Below are 23,545 nucleotides of genomic sequence, written 5' to 3' on the forward strand. Positions count from 1 at the left end.
ATTAAAAACATTTTTCTTGTGGGCCTTTTTTTTTTTTTTTTACGCGGGGGGGTTTTTTTTTCGGGGCGGGGCCCGCCGTTTGCCGGCCCCCACGGCCATTCGTCGTGCGGGGGACCGGATCAGACGGTCTCGGGGAGCTCGTCCAGACCCTCGGCGACCAGCTTCGCGAGACGGTCGAGGGCGACCTCGGCGCCGTCGGCCTCCGACGCGAGGACGATCTCCTCGCCGCCCTGTGCGCCCAGGCCGAGCACCGCGAGCATGGAAGCGGCGTTCACCGGGGTGCCGTCGGACTTGGCGATCGTCACCGGGACGCCGGAAGCCGTGGCGGCACGGACGAAGATGGACGCGGGGCGGGCGTGCAGGCCCTCGGCCCAGCCGACGTTGACGCGGCGCTCAGCCATGGTGTTGCCCTTCGGGTCTCAAGCGGGTTGTCTAGACCAGTCTCTCATGTGCTGTGTGGTGCTCGCGCCGACCTTCGGCCCCGACCGGACCGCCTTTCGGCCCTCCCTACCTTGCACGGCGCGCACCCGCCGCGCGAGCGGTGCCGCGGTCGTGTCGCGGCCGTAGGCTGACCCCATGCAGAGCGCGTCGGAGCAGTCGGAAGCGGCGGAACGACCGGCCCCGCCGGAGCACGTCTACCCCGACCACTGGGAAGCGGACGTGGTCCTGCGCGACGGCGGCACCGCGCGCATCAGGCCCATCACCGCCGACGACGCCGACCGGCTGGTCAGCTTCTACGAGCAGGTCTCCGACGAGTCGAAGTACTACCGCTTCTTCGCGCCCTACCCGCGCCTCTCGGCCAAGGACGTCCACCGCTTCACCCACCACGACTTCGTGGACCGGGTGGGACTCGCGGCGACGGTCGGTGGCGAGTTCATCGCCACCGTGCGCTACGACCGCATCGACGACCGGGGGATGCCCGCCTCCGCCCCGGCGGACGAGGCCGAGGTCGCCTTCCTCGTCCAGGACGCCCACCAGGGGCGCGGCGTCGCCTCCGCCCTCCTCGAACACATCGCGGCCGTGGCGCGCGAGCGGGACATCCGGCGCTTCGCCGCGGAGGTGCTCCCCGCCAACAACAAGATGATCAAGGTCTTCACGGACGCCGGCTACACCCAGAAGCGCAGCTTCGAGGACGGCTCCGTCCGCCTCCACCTCGACCTCGAACCCACCGACCGCTCCCTCGCCGTCCAGCGCGCGCGGGAGCAGCGGGCCGAGGCGCGCTCCGTGCAGCGGCTCCTCACCCCCCGGTCCGTCGCCGTGGTCGGCGCCGGACGCGCACCGGGCGGCGTCGGCCGGACCGTGCTGCGCAACCTGATCGAGGCCGGCTTCACCGGACGCGTGTACGCGGTGAACGCCGCGCTCGGCGACGGCGCCGCGGAACTCGACGGCGTCCCCGCGCACTCCTCGATCGGCGCCATCGGGGAGCCGGTGGACCTGGCGATCGTCGCCGTCCCCGCCGAGCGCGTCCCGGAAGCCGTCGCGGACTGCGGCGAGCACGGGGTGCGCGGCCTCGTCGTCCTCTCCGCCGGATACGCGGAGAGCGGTCCGGCCGGCCGCGACCGCCAGCGCGAGCTCGTACGGCAGGCCCGCTCGTACGGCATGCGGATCATCGGCCCCAACGCCTTCGGGATCATCAACACCGCCGACGACGTCCGGCTCAACGCCTCGCTCGCCCCGCAGATGCCGGCCGCCGGGCGCATCGGGCTCTTCGCCCAGTCCGGCGCGATCGGGATCGCGCTCCTCGCCGGACTCCACCGGCACGGCGCGGGCCTCTCCTCCTTCATCTCGGCCGGCAACCGCGCCGACGTCTCCGGCAACGACTTCCTCCAGCACTGGTACGACGACCCCGGCACCGACGTCGTCCTCCTCTACCTGGAGTCGATCGGCAACCCCCGCAAGTTCACCCGGCTCGCCCGCCGCACCGCCGCCGTCAAACCGGTCGTCGTCGTCAAGGGCGCCCGGCACAGCGGCAGCGCCCCGCCCGGCCACCGGGTGCCGGTCACCCGCATCCCGCACGCCACGGTCTCCGCGCTGCTCCGCCAGGCCGGAGTGATCCGCGTCGACACCATCACCGAACTCGTCGACGCCGGACTGCTCCTGGCCGCCCAGCCGCTGCCCGCAGGGCCCCGCGTCGCGATCCTCGGCAACTCCGAGTCGCTCGGCCTCCTCACGTACGACGCCTGCCTCACGGAGGGACTGCGGCCGCTGCGGCCGCTCGACCTGACGACGGCGGCGGTTCCGGCGGACTTCCGGGACGCGCTGGCGGCCGCGCTCGCGGACGAGACCGCCGACGCGGTCGTCGTGACCGCGATCCCCTGGGTCGGCGAGAACGGCGCCACCGAGTTCGGCGACGGCGAGGTCCTCGCGGCCGCCCTCCGCGAGGCCGTCGCCTCCGCCCCCGCGCCCACCAAGCCCGTCGTCGTCGTCCACGTCGAGATGGGCGGCCTCGCGGAGGCCCTCGCGGTCGCCACCAGCACCCGGCCGACCCCGGCGGGCCGCGGCGGCCCGCCGACCGGAACCCGCCCCGCCACCCGCCCCACGGACCAGACGGTGACACCCGGTACCCCCGCGACGGCGGTGACGCCCGGCACGGACGGGACCCGGGGTACGGCAGTGACGCCGGACATGGACGGGGCCTCGCGTGCGGTGGTGACGTCCGACACGCAGGCGACCCCGAGTGCGGACGTGACGGCCGACACGACCGCACCGCCCGCCGTGCCCACCACCATCCCCTCCTACCCCGCCGCCGAGCGGGCCGTACGGGCGCTGGCCGAGGCCGTGCGGTACGGGCAGTGGCGACGGCAGGCGGCCGAGCCGGGGCGGGTCCCCGAGTACGAGGACATCGACGAGGCCGGGGCCGCCGCACTCATCGAGCGGACGCTCGGCGACCGGGCCGGTGACGGCGCGGACGTCCGGGGCGTGACCCTCGGCGCCGCCGAGGCCGGTGAACTGCTCGCCCGGTACGGGATCGCCGTACTGCCGACACTGCCCGCCCCCACCCCCGACGACGCCGTCGCGGCCGCCGCCCGGCTCGGCTACCCCGTCGCGCTGAAGACGACCGCGCCGCACCTCCGCCACCGCCCCGACCTCGGCGGCGTCCGGCTCGACCTGGCCTCGGAGGGGCAGCTCCGCACGGCGTACGCCGAGCTGACCGAGGTCCTCGGCAAGCCGGAGGAGCTCCTGCCGGTCGTCCAGGCGATGGTGCCCCGGGGCGTCGACACCGTCGTCCGCTCCGCCATCGACCCGGCCGTCGGCGCCGTCCTCTCCTTCGGCCTCTCGGGCGCGGCCTCCGAACTGCTCGGCGACACCGCCCACCGACTGGTGCCGGCGACCGACCGGGACGTCGCCGAACTCGTCCGCTCCCTGCGCACCGCGCCCCTGCTGTTCGGCTGGCGCGGCTCCGCGCCCGTCGACACCCCGGCCCTGGAGGAGCTCCTGCTCCGCGTCTCGCGGCTGGTCGACGACCACCCCGAGGTGGTCGCCGTCTCCCTGGAACCGGTGGTGGTGGCACCCCGCGGACTCTCCGTCCTCGGCGCCACCGTCCGGCTGGCCCCGCCCCCGCCCCGCACCGACCTCGGTCCGCGCAGCCTGCCGAGTTACTGACGGGGCCGGAGGGGGCCCGAGGCCCCGTAGGATGGAGTCCATGGCAAAGAGCGGTACGACGACCCAGGGGCTGCGCGCGGCGATCGAGCGCAGCGGCTACTACCCGGCCCTCGTGGCCGAGGCGGTGGAGGCCGCCGTCGGCGGTGAGGCCGTCGCGTCGTACGTGGTCCACCAGGAGACCACCTTCGACGCGAACGAGGTCCGGCGCCACGTCACCGTCCTCGTCCTGACGCCGCACCGCTTCATCGTCAGCCACACCGACGAGCAGGCCGCCGACACGAGCTCCCCGACCCCGTACGCCACGACGTCCACCGAGTCCGTGAAGCTCGACCGGATCTCGTCGGTCGTCGTCAGCCGCGTGGTCGCCAACCCCGAGTCGTACACGCCGGGCACGCTGCCCCGCGAGGTCGTCCTCACCATCGGCTGGGGCGCGGTCTCGCGCATCGACCTGGAGCCCGCCGCCTGCGGCGACTCCAACTGCGACGCCGACCACGGCTACACGGGCAACGCCACCGCGGACGACCTGAGCCTGCGGGTGAGCGAGGCCGGCGACGGCCCCGACACCGTCCGGCAGACGCTCGCCTTCGCGCAGGCGCTCTCCGAAGCCATCGCGGCGACCGCCGCGCCCACCCGCTGATGGCGCAGTCCACCGCGATGGCCCACGGCTGGCCCGACGACCCCGTCCCGCTGGCGCCGGAGAGCGCGCCGGTGCCGGAGTACGGCTCCGGCTCGCTCGGCGACCTGCTGCCGACGCTCGTCGCGGGCCAGGGCGTGCCGGGCTTCGAGCGGCGGATCGAGGAGCTGGCGCCGGCCGACCGGAACTGTGTCCTCCTGATCGACGGACTCGGCTGGGAGCAGATCAGGTCGCACCCGGACGAGGCCCCGTACCTGACCTCGCTGCTCGGCACCTCGCGGGGCGGCACGGGCCGCCCGGTCACCGCCGGGTTCCCCGCGACCACCGCGACCTCGCTGGCCTCCGTCGGCACGGGGCGCTACCCCGGTACGCACGGGCTGGCCGGTTACACGGTGCGCAACCCGGAGACCGGCGAGCTGATGAACCAGCTGCGCTGGAAGCCGTGGACGTCGCCGCACGTCTGGCAGCCGTACCCGACCGTCTTCCGGCTGGCGCACGAGGCCGGGATCCACACCGCCCAGGTGTCGTCCCCGATCTTCGAGCAGACCCCGCTCACCAAGGTCGCGCTCAGCGGCGGAACGTTTCACGGTCGGCTCTCCGGCGAGGAGCGGATGGACTTCGCCGCCGAGCAGCTCGCCGCCGGCGACCGCTCGCTGGTCTACACGTACTACAGCGAACTCGACGGCGCCGGCCACCGCTTCGGCATCGACTCCGACGCCTGGCGCGGCCAGCTGATGTTCGTCGACCGGCTCGTGCAGCGGCTCGCCGAGCAGCTGCCGGCCCGCTCGGCCCTGTACGTGACCGCCGACCACGGCATGGTCGACATCCCGTTCGACGAAGAGCACCGCATCGACTTCGACGAGGACTGGGAACTGCGTGCCGGCGTCGCCCTGCTGGGCGGCGAGGGCCGTGCCCGGCACGTGTACGCGGTGCCCGGCGCCGAGGCCGACGTCCTCACCTGCTGGCGCGAGGTCGTCGGCGAGCAGTTCTGGGTCGCGAGCCGCGAGGAGGCCGTCTCCCTCGGCTGGTTCGGCGACGAGATCGACGAGCGGGTGTACGGGCGGATCGGCGACGTCGTCGTCGCGGCCCACGAGGACTTCGCGATCACCGCGTCCGTCAACGAGCCCCACGAGTCCGCGATGGCCGGCATGCACGGGTCGATGACCCCGGCGGAGCAGTTCGTCCCGCTGCTCGAAGTGCGTTCCTGACCCCTTCACCCATCACCCCCACCCCCCCCACGACCTGAAAGGTCCCCGACCCGTCATGCCCGAGCTGGTCTTCTTCTCCGGAACCATGGATTGCGGGAAGAGCACCCTGGCCCTCCAGATCGGGCACAACCGGTCGGCCCGCGGGCTCCAGGGCGTCATCTTCACCCGTGACGACCGGGCGGGCGAGGGCAAGCTCTCGTCGCGCCTCGGCCTCGTGACGGAGGCGGTCGAGGCGGGCGAGGGCATGGACCTCTACGCCTATCTGGTGGGCCAGCTCTCCCAGGGCGGCAAGGCGGACTACGTGATCGTGGACGAGGCGCAGTTCCTCGCCCCCGACCAGATCGACCAGCTCGCCCGGATCGTCGACGACCTCGGCATGGACGTCTTCGCCTTCGGCATCACCACGGACTTCCGGACCAAGCTCTTCCCCGGCTCGCAGCGGCTGATCGAGCTGGCGGACCGGATCGAGCAGCTCCAGGTCGAGGCGTTGTGCTGGTGCGGCGCGCGGGCCACGCACAACGCCCGCACGGTGGGCGGCGAGATGGTCGTCGAGGGGGAGCAGGTCGTCGTCGGCGATGTGAACCGGCCGTCGGAGGAGGTCGGTTACGAGGTGCTCTGCCGCCGCCACCACCGGCGCCGCATGACCTCGGCCGCCGCCCGTGCGGGCGCGCTGTCCCCGGACGTCCTGCCGGTCAACCAGGGCTGACGCCTTCCGGGCTCCCGATTCCCACGCGGTGGGCGCCAAGTGGGGGCTCCGCGCCACGGATCGCCCCGTCCCCGCCACGGGACGTCCCTGAGACGAGCGGCGCGAAGCCGTCCGTAGCAGGGGGAGAGCTCGTCTCCGGCGTCCCGGGACGGGCGGGACGCCGGAGGCCGCCGTGCCCCGTGGGGCAGGGTTGCGCTGTCACCAGCGAAAGGTTCACCGACATGCGCATGCACCGCCCCGCGAAGGGTGTCTCCGCTCTGCTGCTCGCGGCGGTCTCGGCCGGCGCCCTGCTCGTATCCGCGCCGGCCGCCCACGCGGACGACTCCGCCTACAAGATCTGCAAGGACACGTACGGCACGCGTCTCTCCCCGAACGGGTACGTCATTCCGCGGTACGACTACTCCCAGGGCGATTCCGGAGAGTGTGTCGCCGGGCTTCAGGAGCTCGTCTCGCGCTACGGCCTGACGGCGTGGGAGCAGAGTGGCGGCAACTTCGTCGACGGCGCCTTCGGCGCCCGCACGGACTCGGCCATCCGCAGGTTCCAGAGCAACCACGGGCTTGCCGCCGACGGGATCGTGGGTCAGAGGACCTGGGAGAAGCTCCTGACGGGCTGACAGCCGCCCGACGGTCTTCCCGACGAAGGAGCGGACCGTCAGGACCAGGAGGACATCGCACACGTCGCCGCACGTGCCCGTCGGTCACGGGGCCGAGCCGGCCTCATCGGCGGCGTTCACCACCCACCGGGAAGGAATCTCGACATGAAGCCCGTCAGGCGCATGGCGACACGCATGGGCGTCCTCGGCGCGACGCTCCTCATGGCCACGGGGCTCGCCGCGCCCCAGGCTTCGGCCGAGTCCGGCTATCTGGCGGCCTGCACCGCCCAGGTCGGTACGCGCTGGGCCTCCAACGGCTGGCCGGTCCCGGCCGTCGACCTCGCCAGGGGATCGAGGGGCGACTGCGTCAGGGCGCTCCAGTGGGCGCTGGTCCGCACGGCCTTCGTCAGCTCCTCGGACGCCCCCACGTTCATCGACGGCGACTTCGGCCCCAAGACCGAAGCGGCCGTGCTGCGCTTCCAGTCGACGTATCCGCAGCAGACCGGTGGCCCCGACGGCATCGTCGGCGTGAAGACCTGGGGATACCTCCTCCCGGCCGCGGAGGGCTAGGACCTGCTCGACCCTGATCCGCCGGACAGGCCCTGGGCCTGTCCGGCGGATCACGTCATTACTCGGTGGTGGGAACCGAGTTGTAGCAGCCGAGCTGGAGATGGTCGATGAACGTCCAGTAGAGGCCGTTTCCGGTCTTGGGCCCGACGACTCCGTCGACGTCGTAGTCGTAATAATCCTGGAAGTGCTTCACTTCCCGCAGTGTGGCTGTCCCGAATATTCCGTCGACCGCAATATCGAGATGGCTCATGTTCTTGCCCCTGTGCCACTCGTTGATGCCGGCCTGAACGCATTTCACTGCCCAGCCCGCATTCCCGTAGCCGATCATCGGTGCGCTGGTGGAAGCGCTGGCCGGGGTGCTGATCAGTGACGTCAGAACGACTGCGGAAACCGCGATCAGTCCACTTCGAATTCCCTTGGAAACGCGCGGCATGCGCATGTTGATCCCCCTCGGATGGAATTGCTTCGAAGCGGGGGATGGTAATGGGAAGCGTAGCCCCCCCGCCCCGCTTGATCAAATTCATCTTACAGAGTGATCGGATGGAATCCAGGTCGCTGTGGTGAATTAATTCGATCGCTCGCCCGCATAATGCGGCGGATATCGCCCGGCAAGGGTCACCCGGTCCGCAGCGCCTCGGTGAGGCGGTCGAGGGCCGGGCCGTCGACGGGGGCGGTTCCCGTGAGGGTGCCGACGAGGGCCTGGGCTAGGACGGTCGCGGGGCCGATCCGGGTGTCCTCGCGCTCGTCGCCGGTGAGCTTGCCGATCACGGCGTCGCGCACCGATGTCGAGATGGCGGGGTCTCCGAAGAGTTCGGGGAAGGACAGTGCCATCATGCACACGCCCACGTTGGCGGAGAGGATCGTCTGGCCGGCCAGCTCGGGGGCGGTCCGCAGGCGCCCGGCGTCGCGGCAGCGCTCCACGGCCTTGAGCAGGATCGCCCGGGCCTCGTCGATGGCCTGCGGCTTGGCGTCGCCCGTCGGCGTGAACATCAGCCGGTAGAGGTGCGGGTTGCGCAGGGCGAACCCGACGTGGCTGTCCCAGGCGGTACGGAGGTCGGCCACCGGGTCGTCGGTGAGCGGGTTGCGGCGCTTGTCGGCGAGGAAGCGTTCGAAGCCGATGTCGGCCGCGGCCGTGAGCAGCCCCTGCTTGTCGCCGAACTGGCGGTAGATCTCGGGCATGCCGACCTTGGCCCGGTCGCAGATGGCGCGGGTCGAGATGGACAGCGCGTCCTTGGTGGCGAGCAGTTCCCCGGTGGCTTCCAGGATGCGCTCTCGTGCCGTCGACATGGCTCCCACGATAACAGCGCTAACAGTGCGGACCTGGGCGTTCTCCGGGTCCGGGGGCATCGGCGCGGAGCGTTGTTATCAATGATTACGTAGTGTGTTAGCGTGAATAACGCCCGGGCCCCGTACGTTCCCGACCCGAAGAGGAACCCGCCATGACCGCCTCCACCACCCTGCGCGATGTGATCGGCCTGCCCCAGGAGCTCCCGCGCCTGGCCGAGTCCGCCCTGATCATGATCGACTTCCAGAACACCTACCGCGAAGGCGTCATGGCGCTCGACGGGGCCGAGGAGGCCCTCGCCGCGGGGGCCAGGCTGCTCGCCGCCGCCCGCGCCGCCGGCGCGCCCGTCGTGCACGTCGTGAACGACGGCGGCGAGGGCACCCCGTACGACATCCGGGCCGAGATCGGCGCGATCAGCGCGGAAGTCGCCCCGGTCGAGGGCGAGAAGGTGGTCGTCAAGCAGGTCCCCGACGCCTTCCACGCCACGGACCTCCAGGAGACCCTCCAGGGCCTCGGCGTCACCGGCGACCTCGTCATCGCCGGCTTCATGACGCACATGTGCGTCCTCTTCACCGCGCAGGGAGCCTTCAACCTCGGCTACCGCCCCACCGTGGTCGCCGAGGCCACCGCCACCCGCCCCCTCGCCGCCCCCGACGGCACCGTCCTGTCCTCGGACGCCCTCCAGGCCGCCGCCCTCACCACGGTCGCCGACCTCTTCGGCACGGTGGCCCGCACGGTCGAGGAGCTCGTCGCCCTGACGCCCGTCGGCTGACCCGGCGGGCGGTACGGCACCGGGAGTTCACCCGGGGTGCGCCGGAAGACCGCCTGATGATCGGTTACGGGTCGCCCGCCTCGGCGGTAATGGCGGTCGGCCCGCGACGAACCACCCTCCGGGCACCCCGCTCCGTGCGCCCCCTGGAGGACGTGTGCCCCCCGCCGCCGAAACCGTGCCCGACGAGGACAAGGTCGGGGACGGGGACGGGGCGGGCGGGCGCCCCGGCGCCCCGCGACGGGGGCTCCGGGCCCCCGCCGTGGCGGCCCCCCTGGCCGCCGCCCTGCTCACCGCCGCACTCCTCTGCCTGGCCGGCCGGCTCTCCCGCAGCTACCCCTTCGGGCCGGTGACCAGGAACATCGTCGACCTGGGCCAGCAGTACCTGCCGTACCACGCCTACTGGCGCGCGTTCCTCCTCGGCGAGACGCACGGGGACGCCTTCCTCAACTGGAACTCCGGCTTCGGGGCGAACTTCCTCGGCGACATCGGCACCTATCTGAGCAGCCCCTTCGACCTGCTCGTCGTGGCCTTCCCGGCCGACCGGATCGAGCTCGCCCTGTACGTCGTCACCGCGGCCAAGATCACCGCGGCCGGCGCGGCGATGGCCCTGCTGCTCCTGCGGCTGCGTCCCGGCCGGTGGCCCGTCGCCGCCCTGCTCGGCACCGCGTACGCGCTCTCCGGCTGGACCTTCAACTACGGGGCCACCGTCCCGATGTGGCTCGACGGGCTGGTCGCCTTCCCGCTGCTCTGCCTGGTCGGCGAATGGGCCCGCACCGGCCGCCGCCCCGTGCTCGGCCCCCTGGTCGTCGCGCTCGCCTGGATCGCGAACTTCTACACCGCGTACATGGCGACCCTCGGCGCGGCCGTCGTCCTCGTCGTCCGGCTCCTCACCTGCGAGGAGACCGCCGGCGCCCGGCAGCGCGTCGCCGGTGCGCTGCGCGCCGCCCGGAGCGTGCTCATCGGCATCGGCCTCGCCGCGCCGCTCGTGGTGGTCGTCTTCGTCGCCACGAAGGTCGCCGACCCCACCCCGGAGACCACCTTCGCGCCCGCCGCCTGGACGGAGGTCCTCGCCCGCTTCCTGCCCGCGACGGCGAGCGTGGCCAGCCCCGCGCTCTTCATCGGCACGCCCGCCCTCGCCCTCGCCCTGACGCTGCCGTTCAACCGGGCCGTCGCCCCGCGCGTCCGGGCCGGCTGGACGGCGGCGATCGTCCTCGTGGCGCTCTCCCTCCAGTGGGAGCCGACCCATCTGCTCTGGCACGCCGGCGCCTCGCCCAACGGCATCCCCTACCGCCAGACCTTCGTCCTGTGCGGCCTGCTGCTCGTCGCGGCCTGGTTCTCGGCCGCCCGCGGCGTGCCCCGGCCGGCCGCGCTCCTGGCGGGCGGCGCGCTGCTCGGGGCCCTGGCATGGGCGGCCCGGGGGAGCGTCGACATCGACCGGTGGACCTTCCCCGCCTTCGGTGCGGCCGCGTTCCTGGCGCTCGCGGCCGCCCTCCTGGCCCTGGCCGGCGCCCGCCGGGTCCACGCGCGCGTGCTCCCCGTGCTCGCCGTGGTCCTGCTGGTCGCCGCCCAGGCGGGCGAGGCGGCCGTCACCGGGAAGCGGATCGAGGAGCAGCAGCGGAGCGAGGTCTCCTGGTCGCCCCGGATCGGCCCGTGGCACGAGGAGGTGGCCCGCGAGGCGGCGCGGGCGGACGCCTGGCCGCAGCACCGCACGGACCCCGGCGAGGTCCCCGGCGGCAACGACGTCCTGCTCGTCGGCGGGCAGGGGGCCGACTACTACAGCAGCCTCACCGCCGACGTGACCTCGCGGACGCTGGCCTCGCTCGGCTTCGGCTACTACGCGAAGGGCCGGCACCCGGTCGGCCTCGACAACCCCGTGACCGACGCCCTCTTCTCCGTCGGCACCCGGATCCGCTCCCGGCCCACGGAGCCGGTACGGCAGGACGCGCTGCCGCGGGCCACCGTCACCGCCACCACCACCCCCGTACCGCCGCTGGTCACCGTCCGGCCGCCGGCGCCGTCGGCCACGCACCCCGGGGACTCCGCCTTCGCGCGCCAGGAACGCCTGCTCGGCGCCGACGTGTACGAGCTTCCGCCCGCCCCGCGCCGTACCGGACGCACCGTCACCGCCCGCTGCCCTGCGGGCTCCCAGGTCTGGTTCTGGGCCCCCGAGTACCGGGGCACGGCCGCCCTCGCCGGCGGGGCGCCGGTGGAGTTCGAGGGCAAGCCGCCATCCGTACGCGCCCCCATGCGGCCCCTCGGGACCGTGCCGGCCTCCGGCGAGGTCCGGATCGACCTGGGCCCCGAGGCCCGCGTGCGGTTGCCCCGGCAACCGGTCGGCTGCCTGGTCGGCGCCCGCCTCGACGCCGCCGTACGGCAGCTCACCGCGACCGGCGCCACGCGCGTGCGTGCCACCGGACACACCGTCACCGCCGAACTGCCCCCGGGCAGCACGGGAGTCGCCGTCCTCGCCGCACCCCGCATCTCCGGCTGGAGCTGCGCCGCCGGGGACGAGGACCTCCGCCCCGCGCGCGCGTACGAGGGTCTCGTCGCAGTCCCCCTCGACGGGCGCGCCACCACCGTCCGCTGCTCCTTCCGGCCCCCGGGGCTCCGGCTCGGCGGCGCGGTCGGCGCGGCCGCGCTCCTCGCGCTGGCCGTGACGGGTATCCGCGGGAGACGGCAAGAGTTCACCCGCAGTGCACGTACGGATCGTTCGCCCGGAAAAGCGGACGGCTAACCTGCCCGCCGTAGCGACGTTTAACCGTTCGAATCAGTGTGGGGATTCCGAGTGCCGAAACTGTCCGTCGTCGTACCGTTCCACAATGTCGGGGCATATGCGCCCGACACCCTGCGCAGTCTCGCCAACAACGCGGATCCGGAATTCGAGTTCCTGCTGGTCGACGACTGCTCGACGGACGACACCCCGGAAATCCTCGACCGCTGGCGCGACCGCCTTCCCCACGCCACCGTCATCCGGCACGAGACCAACCAGGGCGTCGCCCAGGCCCGGAACACCGGAATCGACGCGGCACGCGGCGACTACATCACCTTCCTCGACGGGGACGACTGGTACGCCCCCGGCCACCTCAGTGCCGCCGTGGCCGGAATCTCCCGTCTCGACTGCGACTTCGCCCGCACCGACCACGTCCTGTCGGAGGGCCGGAAACGCCAGATCCGCTATGCGCCGGCCAAGCGCCGCGACACGGTGATGGACCCCAGGGACGGCATCTCGCCGGCCAGCATGGTCACGATGGTCGATTATCCGTTCGTTCCCTTCGGCATTTACAGCGGACGCCTCTTCGAGAACGGCGCCTCGCGTTTCGAGACCTCTCTCAGAACGGCCGAGGACCGCCTCTGGATCTGGCGGCTCCACCTCAAGGCCCGCACTTTCGCCGCCCTTTCCCTGCACGGCGTCTTCTACCGGCGGGGCGTCACCACCTCGCTCACCCAGATCACCGACAACCGCCAGCTGGATTTCATCCCCTCGTACGACCTCCTGCTCGACGACGTCTCCCGGGACGCCGAGGCGGACCGGTTCCTGCCGAAGGCGGTCCGCACCTACTGCGCGATGATCGCCTTCCACGTCGGCAAGATCGCGCTGTACGAACCGGCCGTCGCCACGCGGCTGCGCGCCGACGTCCGGGACGCCCTGCACCGGATGCCGCAGGACGTCCTCGACGAGACCCTCGCCACCATGGACACCGCGCGCAGCACCCTCCTCCGGAGCCTGCGCGACACCGGAAGGACCGCCTGAACCATGGCCACCGACACGGCATCCGCGCCGCTCCCCGGACCGGCGCCGGAGGCGGCCGCCGACGGCCGCCGGGTCCAGCTCTTCCAGGTGTCCACCCTCTACGGCGCCGCCACGCTCGCCGCCGCCCTGGACGCCGGACGCTTCGGCCCCCGCGAGGAGGCCCGCAGGCTCCTGCTGCTCTCCCACAACGCCGAGATCCCCGAGACCGCACTGCGCCTGGAGACGATGACCGGCTACGGCCGGATCGCCGCCCGCTTCGACGGCGTCCTCGACTGGAACGAGACGATCCACCCGTACCACCCCGCCGGCTGGGCCCCCCGCCCCGAGGAGGCCCCGCTCTGGCAGCGCGTCCTGCGCACCGCCTGGGACCTCGGCGCCGGCCCGGTCGAGCTCGTCGTCGAGTCCATCCAGGTCAACCCCGCCAAGGCGCTCGCCGGCGCGTTCCCCGAGAGCGACCTGCACGTCTACGCCGACGGCCTCATGAGCTACGGCCCCACCCGCTCCGACCTCGCGCAGTCCATCGCCTGCCGCGTCCGGCGCGTCCTCCACCTCGACCTGGTGCCGGGGCTCCGACCGCTCCTCCTGAGCGAGTACGGCGTCGAGCCCGAGCTGGTCCCCGACGACGCCTTCCGCGCGGTCCTCGCCGAGATCGCCGAGGAGGCGGCCGACGACCCCGGCATCGCGCGGACGGCCGCCGCCGGGGCCACGGCCCTCCTGCTCGGCCAGTACCTCGCCGCCCTCGCCCTGCTCACCGCCGACGAGGAGGAGGAACTGCACGTACGGATGCTGCGCGGGGCCGCGGCCGCCGGACACCGCTCGGTGGTCTTCAAACCGCACCCGACCGCGCCCGCCCGCTACTCCCAGGCCCTCCACGAGGAGGCGGAACGCCTCGGCGTCCGGTTGACCGTCCTCGACGGGCCGCTGCTCGCCGAGACCTTCTACGAGCGGTGCCGGCCCTCACTGGCCGTCGGCTGCTTCTCCACGGCGATGCTCACCGCCGCCGTGTACTACGGCATCCCCATCGCGCGCGTGGGCACGGCCGAGGTCCTCGCACGCCTCACGCCCTTCGAGAACAGCAACCGGATCCCGCTCACCGTCGTCGACCACCTCGTCCCCGACCTGGAGCGGGCGGCGGAGCCCGCCGTCCCCGGAGCGGCCCCGGAGTCGCTCACGCCCCTCGTCCGGGCCGTCGGCTACTGCATGCGGCACAAGATCCACCCGGGACTCCGGGAGGAGACCGCCCGCTTCCTGACCGAGCACCTCGCCGACCCCGGCACCGCGCACCACTTCACCACCGAACGGCTCACCGAGCTCGGCCTGCCGGGCGGGGACCCGGCCCGGGCGCGCGGCGGCTCCTCCCGGCTGCGGACCCTGGCCCGGACCCTGCGCGGCTGAGCCGCCGGGGACGGCGTGCCGATCGGGCCGGCGTCACTCCGGGGCGGACCTGACGAGGGTGAAGACCGCGCCCTCCGGGTCCGCCACCACCGCCAGCCGCCCCGCCGTGCCCTCGCGCGGCGGCCGCAGCACCCGGCCGCCGAGCTCCACGACGAACCGGGCGGCCGCGTCCGTGTCGGCGACCTCGAAGTACGTCATCCAGTGCGGTCCCCGGTCCCGGGGCAGCGCGTTGCCGACGCCGTGCAGGGACGCCACCGGCGCGTCGTCGACCAGGAGCGTCGCGTAGTCGTGGTCGGCGGACACGACCGGATCCACCTCGAACCCGAAGACGCTCCGGTAGAACTTGCCGACCGACGAGGTCTCGTACGTGAGCAGCTCGTTCCAGACCGGGGTCCCCGGCGGCCCGGCCGCCGCCGTCCCGTGGTGCGCCTCCGCCTGCCAGACCCCGAAGACGGCCCCGACCGGGTCGGAGCAGATGGCCAGGCGCCCCGCCTCGCCGGCGTCCAGCGGGCCCACCGCGACCGTGCCGCCGCAGCAGCGGATGGTCTCGGCGGTCTCGTCGGCGTCGTCGGTGGCCAGGTAGGGGGTCCAGGCGATCCGCAGGTTCCGGTCGGGCGGCAGCTGGCCGATGCCCGCCACCTCCTTGCCGCCGAGCAGCGCGCGCACGTACGGGCCGAGCTGCCGCGGGCCCGGCACGAACTCCCATTCGAAGAGCGCGTTGTAGAACTCCTGCGTGGCGTCAAGCCCGTGCACCATCAGACTCACCCAACAGGGGGTGCCGGATGTGCGCCGAGTCGCCTCGGTCATCGTCACTCTCTCCTCGGACCATCGTCGTGGCCGTGCCCCCGGTCCGATGGTGCCACCGACGGGGCCGTGGCGCGCCCCCGGCCGCGCCGTGCGTGGCGCGATCGGGCGCGGAGGTCGCCGGGTCCGCCCCCGGCGGCCGTGCGGCTGCGCGAGGATGGCCCCATGAAGCCCATCATCTCCGCAAGCGAACTGCTGAGCGAGTCGGCCGGGGTCCGGCCACCGGTTCTCCTGGACGTCCGCTGGACGCTGGGCGGCCCGCCCGGGCGGCCCGCGTACGAGGCGGGCCACCTGCCCGGCGCGGTCTACGTCGACCTGGACGCGGAGCTCGCCGGCCCGCCCGGAAGCGGCGGGCGCCACCCGCTGCCCGACCCCGAGGCCTTCGGGGCCGCGATGCGCCGGGCGGGCGTCTCGGCGGACCGGCCCGTCGTCGTGTACGACGGCGGCCTCGGCTGGGGCGCGGCCCGAGCCTGGTGGCTGCTCCGCTGGGCCGGCCACCCGGACGTACGGGTCCTGGACGGGGGCCTGGCGGCCTGGACGGGCGAGCTCACCGAGAAGGTCCCCGCGCCGGAGCCGGGCGACTTCCGGCCCGAGCCGGGCGCGCTCGGGCTGCTCGACGCCGACGCGGCGGCGGCCCTGGCGGACGCGGGGCTGCTCCTGGACGCCCGCGCGGCCGAGCGCTACCGCGGGGACGTGGAACCGATCGACCGGGTCGGCGGCCACATTCCCGGCGCGGTCTCGGCCCCGACGACGGAGAACGTCGACGCCGACGGACGCTTCCTCGCCGCCGGCGCCCTGCGCGACCGCTTCACCGCCCTGGGCGCGACGGACGGCACCGAGGTCGCGGTCTACTGCGGCTCCGGCGTCTCCGGCGCCCACGAGGTCCTGGCCCTGGAGATCGCGGGCATCCCCGCGGCGCTCTACGCGGGCTCCTGGTCGGAATGGTCCGCCGACCCCGCCCGTCCGGTGGCCACGGGCCCGGACCCGCGGTAGTCCGTACGGGAGGCATCGGTACGTGAAGGGCCCGCGCCGGACGGCGGCGCGGGCCCTTCACGTACGCGGTACTACGGGTACGGCGTCACTCCTGCTTCTTGCGCCGGGTGCCGAAGACGATCTCGTCCCAGCTGGGGACCGCGGCGCGGCGGCCCGGACGGACCCCGTCCGCCTCGGCCTGGCGGTCCGTGGTGCCGGTGAGACGGTCCCGGTGGCCCGAGACGGCGCGGGGCATCAGGACGTCGGCGTACGCGGAACCCGCGCCCGCCGATGCGGCCGGGGCCGGCGGCTCCTCCGCCTCGACCTCCTCCGAGGGCTCCGTGTCCGGAGGCTCGGGCACGACCATGTCGCCGCGGAAGCTGGGCACGGCCTCCAGGAGGCTGGTCAGCGAGTCCCGCTCCTCCTCCGGCTCGGCCGACGCGGACGCCCGCTCCAGCTGGCGGTCCGACCGGTCGATCTGGCGGTCGAGGGCCCGGTCGAGCGGCCTGTCCCGGGGCAGCCGGGCGATGCGCGGCACGAACGGGAAGCTCGGCTCCGGCGCGGCGGCGATCGTGTCGTCCGTCTCGCCGATCAGGGCCCGTGCCTCGTCGTCGACGGCCTGGACGAGCCGCCGGGGCGGGTCGTACGTCCAGCTGGCCGTGTGGACCTCGCCCGCGACGCGGTAGACGAGCAGCACCTCCCAGGTGCCGTCGTCGCGCCGCCACGAGTCCCACTGCACGGTGTCCTTGTCGGCGCCGCGCAGCAGCAGCCGCTCCTGGACCGCCTCGCCGAGCTGCGGGCCGGTGTTCTCGCCGGGCCGGCGGACGGGCGTCTTGCGGGCCCGCTCCGCCATGAAGGCGCGCTCGGCGAGCACGGGGCCCTCGAAGCGGCGGACGCGGTCGACGGGGATGCCGGCGAGCTGGGCGACCTCCTCGGCGGAGGCACCGGCTCGTATCCGCGCCTGGATGTCACGGGGGCGGAGGTGGCTCTCCACCTCGATCTCGATCTGGCCGAGGCGTGCGCGGTCGTTGCGCACGGCGGCACGGAGCCGCTCGTCGATCGGAAGCGTGTACTCCGTGCTGTCCGCAGCCTTCAGCACCAGTCGTGTGCCGTCGTTGGAGACGGCCACGACACGCAGTTCGGGCATGGGGACCTCCCGGGTGGTGCCTGCCGACGTCACGTGCGTCGCTGCTTCCGCTAGTCGAGTGTGGCCTGCCCGGGTGCAGCCTGCCACTACCTTGCCGAGTTGCCCGGCGTGTCGGGCATGGACCCTGGAACGCCGTTATGACACGGTGACCTGATGGCTACCCGGAGTGACTGGCGGTCACTCTGTGCAGCCGGTCTCCGTGTGGTGCCGTGGCGTCACCGGTTCGAGTGCCGCTTTCGGCCCCCTCCCCTTGATCCCGGGCACCCGAAGGCGTCCGGACCCAGGGTTCGTCAATGTACTCCATTCGGGCCACTTGGGTGGACCGGCGCGCCGCCCAACTTCTCGGGCGGTACGGGAGTTGAGTCTCCGCGATCTTCCCCCATACGTGTCGCTGTTCACAGAAACAGCAGAAACGGAACTATTCGCTTCGCCCATATGTCCCTTCTGGGTGCAAGGCGAACGGATGAGCCGTCAGGGGTTGGAGATGCGTCACAGGCCGGAGACCGACACGGAGGAACCGAAGGAGGAGCGGGAGAACGGCAGGAGAAGGATCGACCTGAGCGTGGCCCAGGTGTCGGGCAGCGCCCTGGCCGCGGTCATCGCCGCCAAACTCGCCTCCACCCTCGGCGTGTACGGCACGATCCTCGGCGCCGGTGTGATCAGCGTCATCGCCACCTGCGGCGGCCCGCTCTTCCAGCACCTCTTCAAGCGCACCGGCGAGCAGGTCCGCGACGCGACCGCGGCCGCCAAGCCGAAGGCGCGTCGCATCCCGGTCACGGCAGGGCCGCCGGACGACCGCACCCTGATGCTCGGCACCCTCCCGCCCACCCCCGCCCCGTACGACGAGGAGTTCGGCGACGCGACCACCCACGGCACCCGGGTGCGCGGCTGGAAGCGCCCGGCCATCGCCGCCGCCCTCGTCTTCGGCGTGACCATGGGCGGCATCACCACCTACGAGCTGGTCTCGGGACGGGACTTCAGCGGCACCCACGGGACCACCACCTTCGGCTCCGTCGTCCGCGGCGGGAGCGCGGGGCAGGACGCGCCGGACCGCGACGAGCGCCCCGCGCCCACGCCGTCCGGCTCCTCCGGCCCCGTCACGCGGCCGGAGGACGGCACGCCCGCGACGGGCGCCACCCCGACCCCGGGCGACCAGGGCGGCGGGAAGGGAACCGGGACGGCGACCCCGTCGGCGGAGCCGACCCCCTCCGGCTCCACCGGGGGAGAGTCGCCCGCCCCGACGCCGACGGGACCCACGACCGCCCCGACGCCCACCGCTCCGACCCAGGAGCCCACCACCGGCGCCGGCTCGCCGGACGCCCCGGCGCCGGCCGGCGGCGACCCGGCCACCGGGTGACGGTCAGTCGCCCAGGACCCGGCGCAGGTAGTCGTTGGCGAACAGCCGGTCCGGGTCGAGCCGGTCGCGCAGCGCCGTGAACTCGGCGAAGCGCGGGTAGACCTCGGAGAAGTAGGCGGCGTCGCGGGTGTGCACCTTGCCCCAGTGGGGGCGGCCCCCGTGCGCCGTCATGATGCGCTCCACCGCGGTGAAGTACGCCTGGTGGGGCGTGCCCTTGTACAGGTGGACGGCGATGTACGCGGTCTCCCGCCCCGAGGCCGTGGACAGCGCGATGTCGTCCGCCGGGGCGGTCCGCACCTCCACCGGGAAGCTCACCTTCAGCGGCGAGCGCTCGACCATCGCCTTGACCTCGCGCAGCGCGGCGACCGCCGCCTCGCGCGGAAGCGCGTACTCCATCTCCAGGAAGCGCACCCGGCGGGGCGAGGTGAAGACCTTGTACGGGATGTCGGTGTACGTGCGGGCCGACAGGGCCCGGCTGGAGACCTTGGCGATCGAGGGGATCACCGGCGGCACCGCGCGGCCCACCGAGCAGGCGAGCTGGAAGAGGCCGTTGGAGAGGAGCTCGTCCTCGATCCAGCCGCTGACCCGCCCGGGAGGGGCCGCGGGGCCCGCGCTGCGGTTGTTGCGCTTGGTGTTGCAGTTGTTCGTGTGGGGGAACCAGTAGAACTCGAAGTGCTCGTTCTCCGCGTGCAGCGCGTCGAACTCCGCGGTGACCCGGTCGAAGGTCATCGGCTCCTCGCGCGCGGTGAGCAGGAAGACCGGCTCCACCGCGAAGGTGATCGCCGTGACCACGCCGAGCGCGCCGAGACCGATCCGGGCGGCCGCGAAGACCTCCGGATTCTCCTTCTCCGAACAGACGAGCAGTTCGCCCGAGGCCGTCACCAGCTCCAACTCGCGGATCTGCGCGGCGATCGAGGCCGACTCGCGGCCCGTGCCGTGGGTGCCCGTGGAGGTGGCGCCGGCGACGGTCTGCTCCATGATGTCGCCCATGTTCGTGAGCGACAGGCCCTCGCGGGCCAGTGCCACGTTGAGCCGCTTGAGCGGGGTGCCGGACTCGACCGTCACGGTCATCGCCTCGCGGTCGATGCGCCGGATCCCGGTCAGCAGCCCCGGGCGGATCAGGACGCCGTCGGTGGCCGCGATCGAGGTGAAGGAGTGGCCGGTCCCGACCGTCTTCACCCGCAGCCCGTCCGCCGCCGCCCGGCGCACCGCCTCGGCGAGCTCCTCGGCCGAGGCCGGGCTCACCTCCCGCACCGGGCGGGAGGTGACGTTCCCCGCCCAGTTACGCCACGGGTTGCTCGCCGTCCTGGCGCTCCCCGACCCCGCTGTCGTCGTCCCGCTCACGCTGCCCCTCCCGGTTCGGTGCCGGCCTGCGCAGCCGGCGGTGTCCGAGGAGACCCACCGCGACCGCGAGCGCGCCCGAGACGACGGGCACCACGTACCCCGCTTCGGCTCCCGACGCGTCGACCACCCAGCCGGCGGCCGACGAGCCGAGCGCCACGCCGATCGCGAGGCCGGTACCCGTCCAGGTCATGCCCTCGGTCAGCTTGGTGCGCGGTACGTGCGCTTCGACGAGGGCCATCGTGGTCACCATCGTCGGTGCGATGGACAGGCCCGCGACAAAGAGCGCCACGGCCAGCAACGGCAAGTTCCCGGCCAGTAGGAGGGGGATCATACTCACGGCCATCGCGCAGATGCCCAGCAGCCAGCGGCGGGACGGCTCGCCCTTGAGGTGCAGCAGTCCGAAGACGGCGCCGGCCAGGCAGGAGCCCAGCGCGTAGACGGCCAGCACGAGGCTGGCGCCCGCCTTGTGGCCCTGCTCCTCGGCGAAGGCCACGGTCACCACGTCCACCGAGCCGAAGATGGCGCCGGTGGCGACGAAGGCGAGGGTCAGCACCTGGAGGCCGGGGGAGCGGAGCGCGGACGCGCTCTTCTCGCCGTCCTCCCGGGGGTGCGGCTCGGGTTCCGTCGCGCGCTGGGCGGTCAGCCAGAAGACGCCGATCGTCAGGAACACCCCGGCGAACAGCGGACCGGCCTCGGGGAACCAGGTCGTCGACAGGCCGATCGAGATGATCGGGCCGAAGATGAAGCACACCTCGTCGACGATCGACTCCCAGGAGTACGCCGTGTGCAGGCGCCGCCCGTCGCCCCGGTAGATCTCCGCCCAGCGGGCCCGGGTCATCGCGCCGAGGCTCGGCACGCAGCCGATCACCGCCGTGAAGACGAAGAGCGTCCAGTCCGGAGCCCGCTGCTGCACGCAGACGAGGAGTCCGGCGGCCGCGGCGAGCGAGATCAGGGTCACCGGCCTGAGCACCTTGCGCTGCCCGTGCCGGTCGACGAGGCGCGAGACCTTGGGGCCGAGCGCCGCGGCGGACATCGCGAGCGTCGCGGAGAGCGCGCCGGCGAGCCCGTACCTGCCGGTGACCTGCGAGATCATGGTCACGATGCCGATGCCCATCATGGACAGCGGCATTCGGCCGAAGAATCCGGCGACGGAGAACGAGGCGGTGCCGGGGGCCTCGAAGATCGCGCGGTAGGGACTGGGCAAGAGGAGTCCTTGGTCAACACGTGTAATTAACAGCTAAAGCCTACGGTGTTGAAGTCGATCGGTCATCCCCCTTTTTCGGACGATCGGGCACGGACGGGCCGCACCCCCCGCCGCCGGAGCCGGGTGGGAGGATCGGTGCCATGTCCGATCAGCACGATCCCGCCCCGTACGACGCCCTGCTGCTGCTCTCCTTCGGCGGCCCCGAGGGTCCGGACGACGTGGTCCCGTTCCTGGAGAACGTGACGCGCGGCCGCGGCATCCCGAAGGAACGGCTCAAGGAAGTGGGGCAGCACTACTTCCTCTTCGGCGGCGTCTCCCCGATCAACGACCAGAACCGCGCGCTCCTCGACGCGCTGCGGACGGACTTCGCGGAGGCCGGCCTCGACCTCCCGGTCTACTGGGGAAACCGGAACTGGGCGCCGTACCTCACCGACACCCTCCGCGAGATGGTCACCGACGGCAGGCGCCACATCGCCGTCCTCACCACCAGCGCGTACGCCTCCTACTCCGGCTGCCGCCAGTACCGGGAGAACCTCGCCGACGCCCTCGCCGCGCTGGAGGCGGAAGGCCTCCCGCTGCCCCGCGTCGACAAGCTCCGGCACTACTTCAACCACCCCGGCTTCGTCGAGCCCATGATCGAGGGCGTCCTCGCCTCCCTCGCCGAGCTCGACCCGTCCGTGCGGGACGGCGCCCACCTCGCCTTCACCACCCACTCCATCCCCGACTCCGCCGCCGACACCTCCGGCCCGGTCACCGAGCACGGCGAGGGCGGGGCCTACGTCCGCCAGCACCTCGACGTCGCGCGGACGATCGCCGACGCGGTCCGCGAGCGGACCGGCACCGACCGCCCCTGGAAGCTCGTCTACCAGTCCCGCAGCGGCGCCCCCCACATCCCGTGGCTCGAGCCCGACATCTGCGACCACCTGGAGGCGCTGCACGGCGCCGGGGTCCCCGCCGCCGTCATGGTCCCGATCGGCTTCGTCTCCGACCACATGGAGGTCCTGTACGACCTCGACACCGAGGCCACGGCGAAGGCGGCCGAGCTCGGCCTGCCCGTCCGGCGCTCCGCCACCGTCGGCGCCGACCCCCGCTTCGCCGCGGCCGTCCGCGAGCTCGTCCTGGAACGGGCGGCCAACGAGCGGGGGACCCGCGCCGAGCGGTGCGCCCTCGGCGCCCTCGGGGCCTCCCACGACCTGTGCCCGATCGGCTGCTGCCCCGCCAGGGCCGAACGGCCGGCGGCGGCCGGAGCCGACAGCCCGTACGCGTAAGGAGACAGCGTGACCGACCCCCTGCTCACCGAACTGCTCGACCTCGCCCTGGAGGCCGCACGGCGGGCCGGAGCCCTCCTGCGCGACGGCCGCCCGGACGACCTCGCGGTGGCGAAGACCAAGTCGAGCGCCATCGACGTGGTCACCGAGATGGACATCGCCGCCGAGAAGCTGATCACCGGCTTCCTCGCCGAGCACCGGCCCCAGGACGGCCTCCTCGGCGAGGAGGGCGCGGCCACCCCCGGCACCAGCGGGATCCGCTGGGTCATCGACCCGCTCGACGGCACGGTGAACTACCTGTACGGCCTGCCCACCTGGGCCGTCTCCATCGTCGCCGAACGGGACGGCGAGGCCGTGGTCGGCGTGGTCGAGGCGCCGATGCGCGGCGAGACCTACCGCGCCGTCCTCGGCGGCGGGGCGTACGAGGGGGACCGGCGCCTCGCCGCGCGCCCCTCGCCCGCGCTCGACCAGGCCCTCCTCGGCACCGGCTTCGGGTACGTCCAGGCCCGCCGCGCCCACCAGGCGGACGTCGCCCGGCGCGTGATCCCGCTGGTCCGCGACATCCGCCGCGGCGGCTCGGCCGCGATCGACCTCTGCGACGTCGCGGCCGGCCGCCTCGACGCGTACTACGAGCGCGGGCTCAACCCCTGGGACCTCGCCGCCGGGGCGCTCATCGCCCGCGAGGCGGGCGCCCTGACCGGGGGCCGCCCCGGGGAGCCGGAGTCCGGCGAACTGACCCTCGCGGCCTCTCCCGGGCTCTTCGGGCCCCTCCAGGAGCTCCTGGAGGAGCTGGGGGCCTGGCACGACTAGCGCGGCCGCAGCAGCCAGCGCGAGAGCGGAGCGCCACCGCCTGCGTCCGCTTCCGTCGCCCTCGGCCTTGCGGTCCGGGGCGATACTGACCGCTTCCACCGAGCTCGGCCGCGAACCGTACG

General features: G+C 73.4%; 21 protein-coding genes. 14 read left to right on the plus strand and 7 right to left on the minus strand.

The window, feature by feature from the left end:
- Window positions 1–119: 119 nt before the first annotated feature.
- Window positions 120–401: an HPr family phosphocarrier protein gene (locus ACFCY7_RS32590; protein WP_024754966.1), complete on the minus strand. Its 282-nt coding sequence runs from the start codon at window positions 399–401 to the stop codon at window positions 120–122.
- 175 nt (window positions 402–576) lie between these two features.
- On the opposite strand from ACFCY7_RS32590, the gene ACFCY7_RS32595 reads away from it, so the two are divergent.
- The 6 genes from ACFCY7_RS32595 (at window position 577) to ACFCY7_RS32620 (ending at window position 7,314) form a co-directional block, all read left to right on the plus strand.
- On the plus strand, window positions 577–3,603 hold the full coding sequence (locus ACFCY7_RS32595) for a GNAT family N-acetyltransferase (RefSeq protein WP_376489673.1): 3,027 nt from the start codon (window positions 577–579) through the stop codon (window positions 3,601–3,603).
- 40 nt (window positions 3,604–3,643) lie between these two features.
- Entirely contained in the window at window positions 3,644–4,240 is a 597-nt protein-coding gene (locus ACFCY7_RS32600; protein WP_366305555.1) for a DUF5998 family protein, read from the plus strand.
- Window positions 4,240–5,445 (plus strand): alkaline phosphatase family protein, encoded by a 1,206-nt coding sequence (locus ACFCY7_RS32605; RefSeq protein WP_376489674.1) that lies wholly within the window; start codon window positions 4,240–4,242, stop codon window positions 5,443–5,445. The genes ACFCY7_RS32600 and ACFCY7_RS32605 overlap by 1 nt, the downstream gene beginning before the upstream one ends.
- Before the next feature lie 55 nt (window positions 5,446–5,500).
- Window positions 5,501–6,151 (plus strand): thymidine kinase, encoded by a 651-nt coding sequence (locus tag ACFCY7_RS32610; protein ID WP_376489675.1) that lies wholly within the window; start codon window positions 5,501–5,503, stop codon window positions 6,149–6,151.
- Between the two features lie 221 nt (window positions 6,152–6,372).
- Window positions 6,373–6,765 (plus strand): peptidoglycan-binding protein, encoded by a 393-nt coding sequence (locus tag ACFCY7_RS32615; protein WP_376489676.1) that lies wholly within the window; start codon window positions 6,373–6,375, stop codon window positions 6,763–6,765.
- Between the two features lie 144 nt (window positions 6,766–6,909).
- Window positions 6,910–7,314 (plus strand): peptidoglycan-binding protein, encoded by a 405-nt coding sequence (locus ACFCY7_RS32620; RefSeq protein WP_376489677.1) that lies wholly within the window; start codon window positions 6,910–6,912, stop codon window positions 7,312–7,314.
- 58 nt (window positions 7,315–7,372) lie between these two features.
- Here the strand turns inward: ACFCY7_RS32620 and ACFCY7_RS32625 are convergent, their stop codons facing one another.
- Window positions 7,373–7,753: a peptidoglycan-binding protein gene (locus ACFCY7_RS32625; protein ID WP_376489678.1), complete on the minus strand. Its 381-nt coding sequence runs from the start codon at window positions 7,751–7,753 to the stop codon at window positions 7,373–7,375.
- Between the two features lie 176 nt (window positions 7,754–7,929).
- On the minus strand, window positions 7,930–8,601 hold the full coding sequence (locus ACFCY7_RS32630) for a TetR/AcrR family transcriptional regulator (protein ID WP_376489679.1): 672 nt from the start codon (window positions 8,599–8,601) through the stop codon (window positions 7,930–7,932).
- 152 nt (window positions 8,602–8,753) lie between these two features.
- Between ACFCY7_RS32630 and ACFCY7_RS32635 the strand changes: the two genes are divergently transcribed.
- The 4 genes from ACFCY7_RS32635 (at window position 8,754) to ACFCY7_RS32650 (ending at window position 14,517) form a co-directional block, all read left to right on the plus strand.
- The gene (locus ACFCY7_RS32635; protein WP_376489680.1) at window positions 8,754–9,371 is read left to right on the plus strand and encodes an isochorismatase family protein; all 618 of its coding nucleotides are present in this window, start codon (window positions 8,754–8,756) and stop codon (window positions 9,369–9,371) included.
- A gap of 154 nt (window positions 9,372–9,525) precedes the next feature.
- Window positions 9,526–12,105 (plus strand): YfhO family protein, encoded by a 2,580-nt coding sequence (locus tag ACFCY7_RS32640; protein WP_376489681.1) that lies wholly within the window; start codon window positions 9,526–9,528, stop codon window positions 12,103–12,105.
- A gap of 51 nt (window positions 12,106–12,156) precedes the next feature.
- On the plus strand, window positions 12,157–13,122 hold the full coding sequence (locus ACFCY7_RS32645) for a glycosyltransferase family 2 protein (protein ID WP_376489682.1): 966 nt from the start codon (window positions 12,157–12,159) through the stop codon (window positions 13,120–13,122).
- Between the two features lie 3 nt (window positions 13,123–13,125).
- The gene (locus ACFCY7_RS32650) at window positions 13,126–14,517 is read left to right on the plus strand and encodes a polysialyltransferase family glycosyltransferase (protein WP_376489683.1); all 1,392 of its coding nucleotides are present in this window, start codon (window positions 13,126–13,128) and stop codon (window positions 14,515–14,517) included.
- Window positions 14,518–14,550: 33 nt separating this feature from the next.
- Here the strand turns inward: ACFCY7_RS32650 and ACFCY7_RS32655 are convergent, their stop codons facing one another.
- Window positions 14,551–15,324 (minus strand): VOC family protein, encoded by a 774-nt coding sequence (locus ACFCY7_RS32655; RefSeq protein ID WP_376489684.1) that lies wholly within the window; start codon window positions 15,322–15,324, stop codon window positions 14,551–14,553.
- A 162-nt stretch (window positions 15,325–15,486) separates the two neighbouring features.
- Between ACFCY7_RS32655 and ACFCY7_RS32660 the strand changes: the two genes are divergently transcribed.
- Complete coding sequence (locus tag ACFCY7_RS32660; RefSeq protein ID WP_376489685.1) at window positions 15,487–16,314, plus strand: sulfurtransferase; 828 nt, start codon at window positions 15,487–15,489, stop codon at window positions 16,312–16,314.
- An 85-nt stretch (window positions 16,315–16,399) separates the two neighbouring features.
- On the opposite strand, the gene sepH is transcribed toward ACFCY7_RS32660, so the two are convergent.
- On the minus strand, window positions 16,400–17,440 hold the full coding sequence (gene sepH, locus ACFCY7_RS32665) for a septation protein SepH (protein ID WP_033205457.1): 1,041 nt from the start codon (window positions 17,438–17,440) through the stop codon (window positions 16,400–16,402).
- A gap of 484 nt (window positions 17,441–17,924) precedes the next feature.
- Here sepH and ACFCY7_RS32670 point away from each other — a divergent pair, with 484 nt between their 5' ends.
- Window positions 17,925–18,797 (plus strand): hypothetical protein, encoded by an 873-nt coding sequence (locus ACFCY7_RS32670; protein ID WP_376489686.1) that lies wholly within the window; start codon window positions 17,925–17,927, stop codon window positions 18,795–18,797.
- A gap of 3 nt (window positions 18,798–18,800) precedes the next feature.
- Here the strand turns inward: ACFCY7_RS32670 and ACFCY7_RS32675 are convergent, their stop codons facing one another.
- Together ACFCY7_RS32675 and ACFCY7_RS32680 are read right to left on the minus strand one after the other, a co-directional pair.
- The gene (locus tag ACFCY7_RS32675; protein WP_376489687.1) at window positions 18,801–20,141 is read right to left on the minus strand and encodes a D-arabinono-1,4-lactone oxidase; all 1,341 of its coding nucleotides are present in this window, start codon (window positions 20,139–20,141) and stop codon (window positions 18,801–18,803) included.
- On the minus strand, window positions 20,080–21,345 hold the full coding sequence (locus tag ACFCY7_RS32680) for an MFS transporter (RefSeq protein WP_376489688.1): 1,266 nt from the start codon (window positions 21,343–21,345) through the stop codon (window positions 20,080–20,082). Before ACFCY7_RS32680 ends, ACFCY7_RS32675 begins: the two co-directional genes overlap by 62 nt.
- A 140-nt stretch (window positions 21,346–21,485) precedes the next feature.
- Between ACFCY7_RS32680 and ACFCY7_RS32685 the strand changes: the two genes are divergently transcribed.
- The gene (locus ACFCY7_RS32685) at window positions 21,486–22,613 is read left to right on the plus strand and encodes a ferrochelatase (RefSeq protein ID WP_376489689.1); all 1,128 of its coding nucleotides are present in this window, start codon (window positions 21,486–21,488) and stop codon (window positions 22,611–22,613) included.
- Window positions 22,614–22,622: 9 nt separating this feature from the next.
- Complete coding sequence (locus ACFCY7_RS32690) at window positions 22,623–23,423, plus strand: inositol monophosphatase family protein (RefSeq protein WP_376489690.1); 801 nt, start codon at window positions 22,623–22,625, stop codon at window positions 23,421–23,423.
- Window positions 23,424–23,545: the final 122 nt, after the last annotated feature.

Origin of the sequence: Streptomyces sp. NPDC056361 (assembly GCF_042262805.1) — a bacterium.
Taxonomy (GTDB): domain Bacteria; phylum Actinomycetota; class Actinomycetes; order Streptomycetales; family Streptomycetaceae; genus Streptomyces.

Excerpts from the sequence above, each read along its gene's own strand:
- ACFCY7_RS32610 (WP_376489675.1), top strand. The coding sequence starts at position 5,501 with ATGCCCGAGCTGGTCTTCTTCTCCGGAACCATGGATTGCGGGAAGAGC.
- ACFCY7_RS32630 (WP_376489679.1), bottom strand. The coding sequence starts at position 8,601 with ATGTCGACGGCACGAGAGCGCATCCTGGAAGCCACCGGGGAACTGCTC.
- ACFCY7_RS32635 (WP_376489680.1), top strand. The coding sequence starts at position 8,754 with ATGACCGCCTCCACCACCCTGCGCGATGTGATCGGCCTGCCCCAGGAG.
- ACFCY7_RS32655 (WP_376489684.1), bottom strand. The coding sequence starts at position 15,324 with ATGACCGAGGCGACTCGGCGCACATCCGGCACCCCCTGTTGGGTGAGT.
- ACFCY7_RS32625 (WP_376489678.1), bottom strand. The coding sequence starts at position 7,753 with ATGCGCATGCCGCGCGTTTCCAAGGGAATTCGAAGTGGACTGATCGCG.
- ACFCY7_RS32685 (WP_376489689.1), top strand. The coding sequence starts at position 21,486 with ATGTCCGATCAGCACGATCCCGCCCCGTACGACGCCCTGCTGCTGCTC.
- ACFCY7_RS32595 (WP_376489673.1), top strand. The coding sequence starts at position 577 with ATGCAGAGCGCGTCGGAGCAGTCGGAAGCGGCGGAACGACCGGCCCCG.
- ACFCY7_RS32670 (WP_376489686.1), top strand. The coding sequence starts at position 17,925 with ATGCGTCACAGGCCGGAGACCGACACGGAGGAACCGAAGGAGGAGCGG.
- ACFCY7_RS32620 (WP_376489677.1), top strand. The coding sequence starts at position 6,910 with ATGAAGCCCGTCAGGCGCATGGCGACACGCATGGGCGTCCTCGGCGCG.
- ACFCY7_RS32660 (WP_376489685.1), top strand. The coding sequence starts at position 15,487 with ATGAAGCCCATCATCTCCGCAAGCGAACTGCTGAGCGAGTCGGCCGGG.
- sepH (WP_033205457.1), bottom strand. The coding sequence starts at position 17,440 with ATGCCCGAACTGCGTGTCGTGGCCGTCTCCAACGACGGCACACGACTG.
- ACFCY7_RS32650 (WP_376489683.1), top strand. The coding sequence starts at position 13,126 with ATGGCCACCGACACGGCATCCGCGCCGCTCCCCGGACCGGCGCCGGAG.
- ACFCY7_RS32590 (WP_024754966.1), bottom strand. The coding sequence starts at position 401 with ATGGCTGAGCGCCGCGTCAACGTCGGCTGGGCCGAGGGCCTGCACGCC.
- ACFCY7_RS32600 (WP_366305555.1), top strand. The coding sequence starts at position 3,644 with ATGGCAAAGAGCGGTACGACGACCCAGGGGCTGCGCGCGGCGATCGAG.
- ACFCY7_RS32615 (WP_376489676.1), top strand. The coding sequence starts at position 6,373 with ATGCGCATGCACCGCCCCGCGAAGGGTGTCTCCGCTCTGCTGCTCGCG.
- ACFCY7_RS32605 (WP_376489674.1), top strand. The coding sequence starts at position 4,240 with ATGGCGCAGTCCACCGCGATGGCCCACGGCTGGCCCGACGACCCCGTC.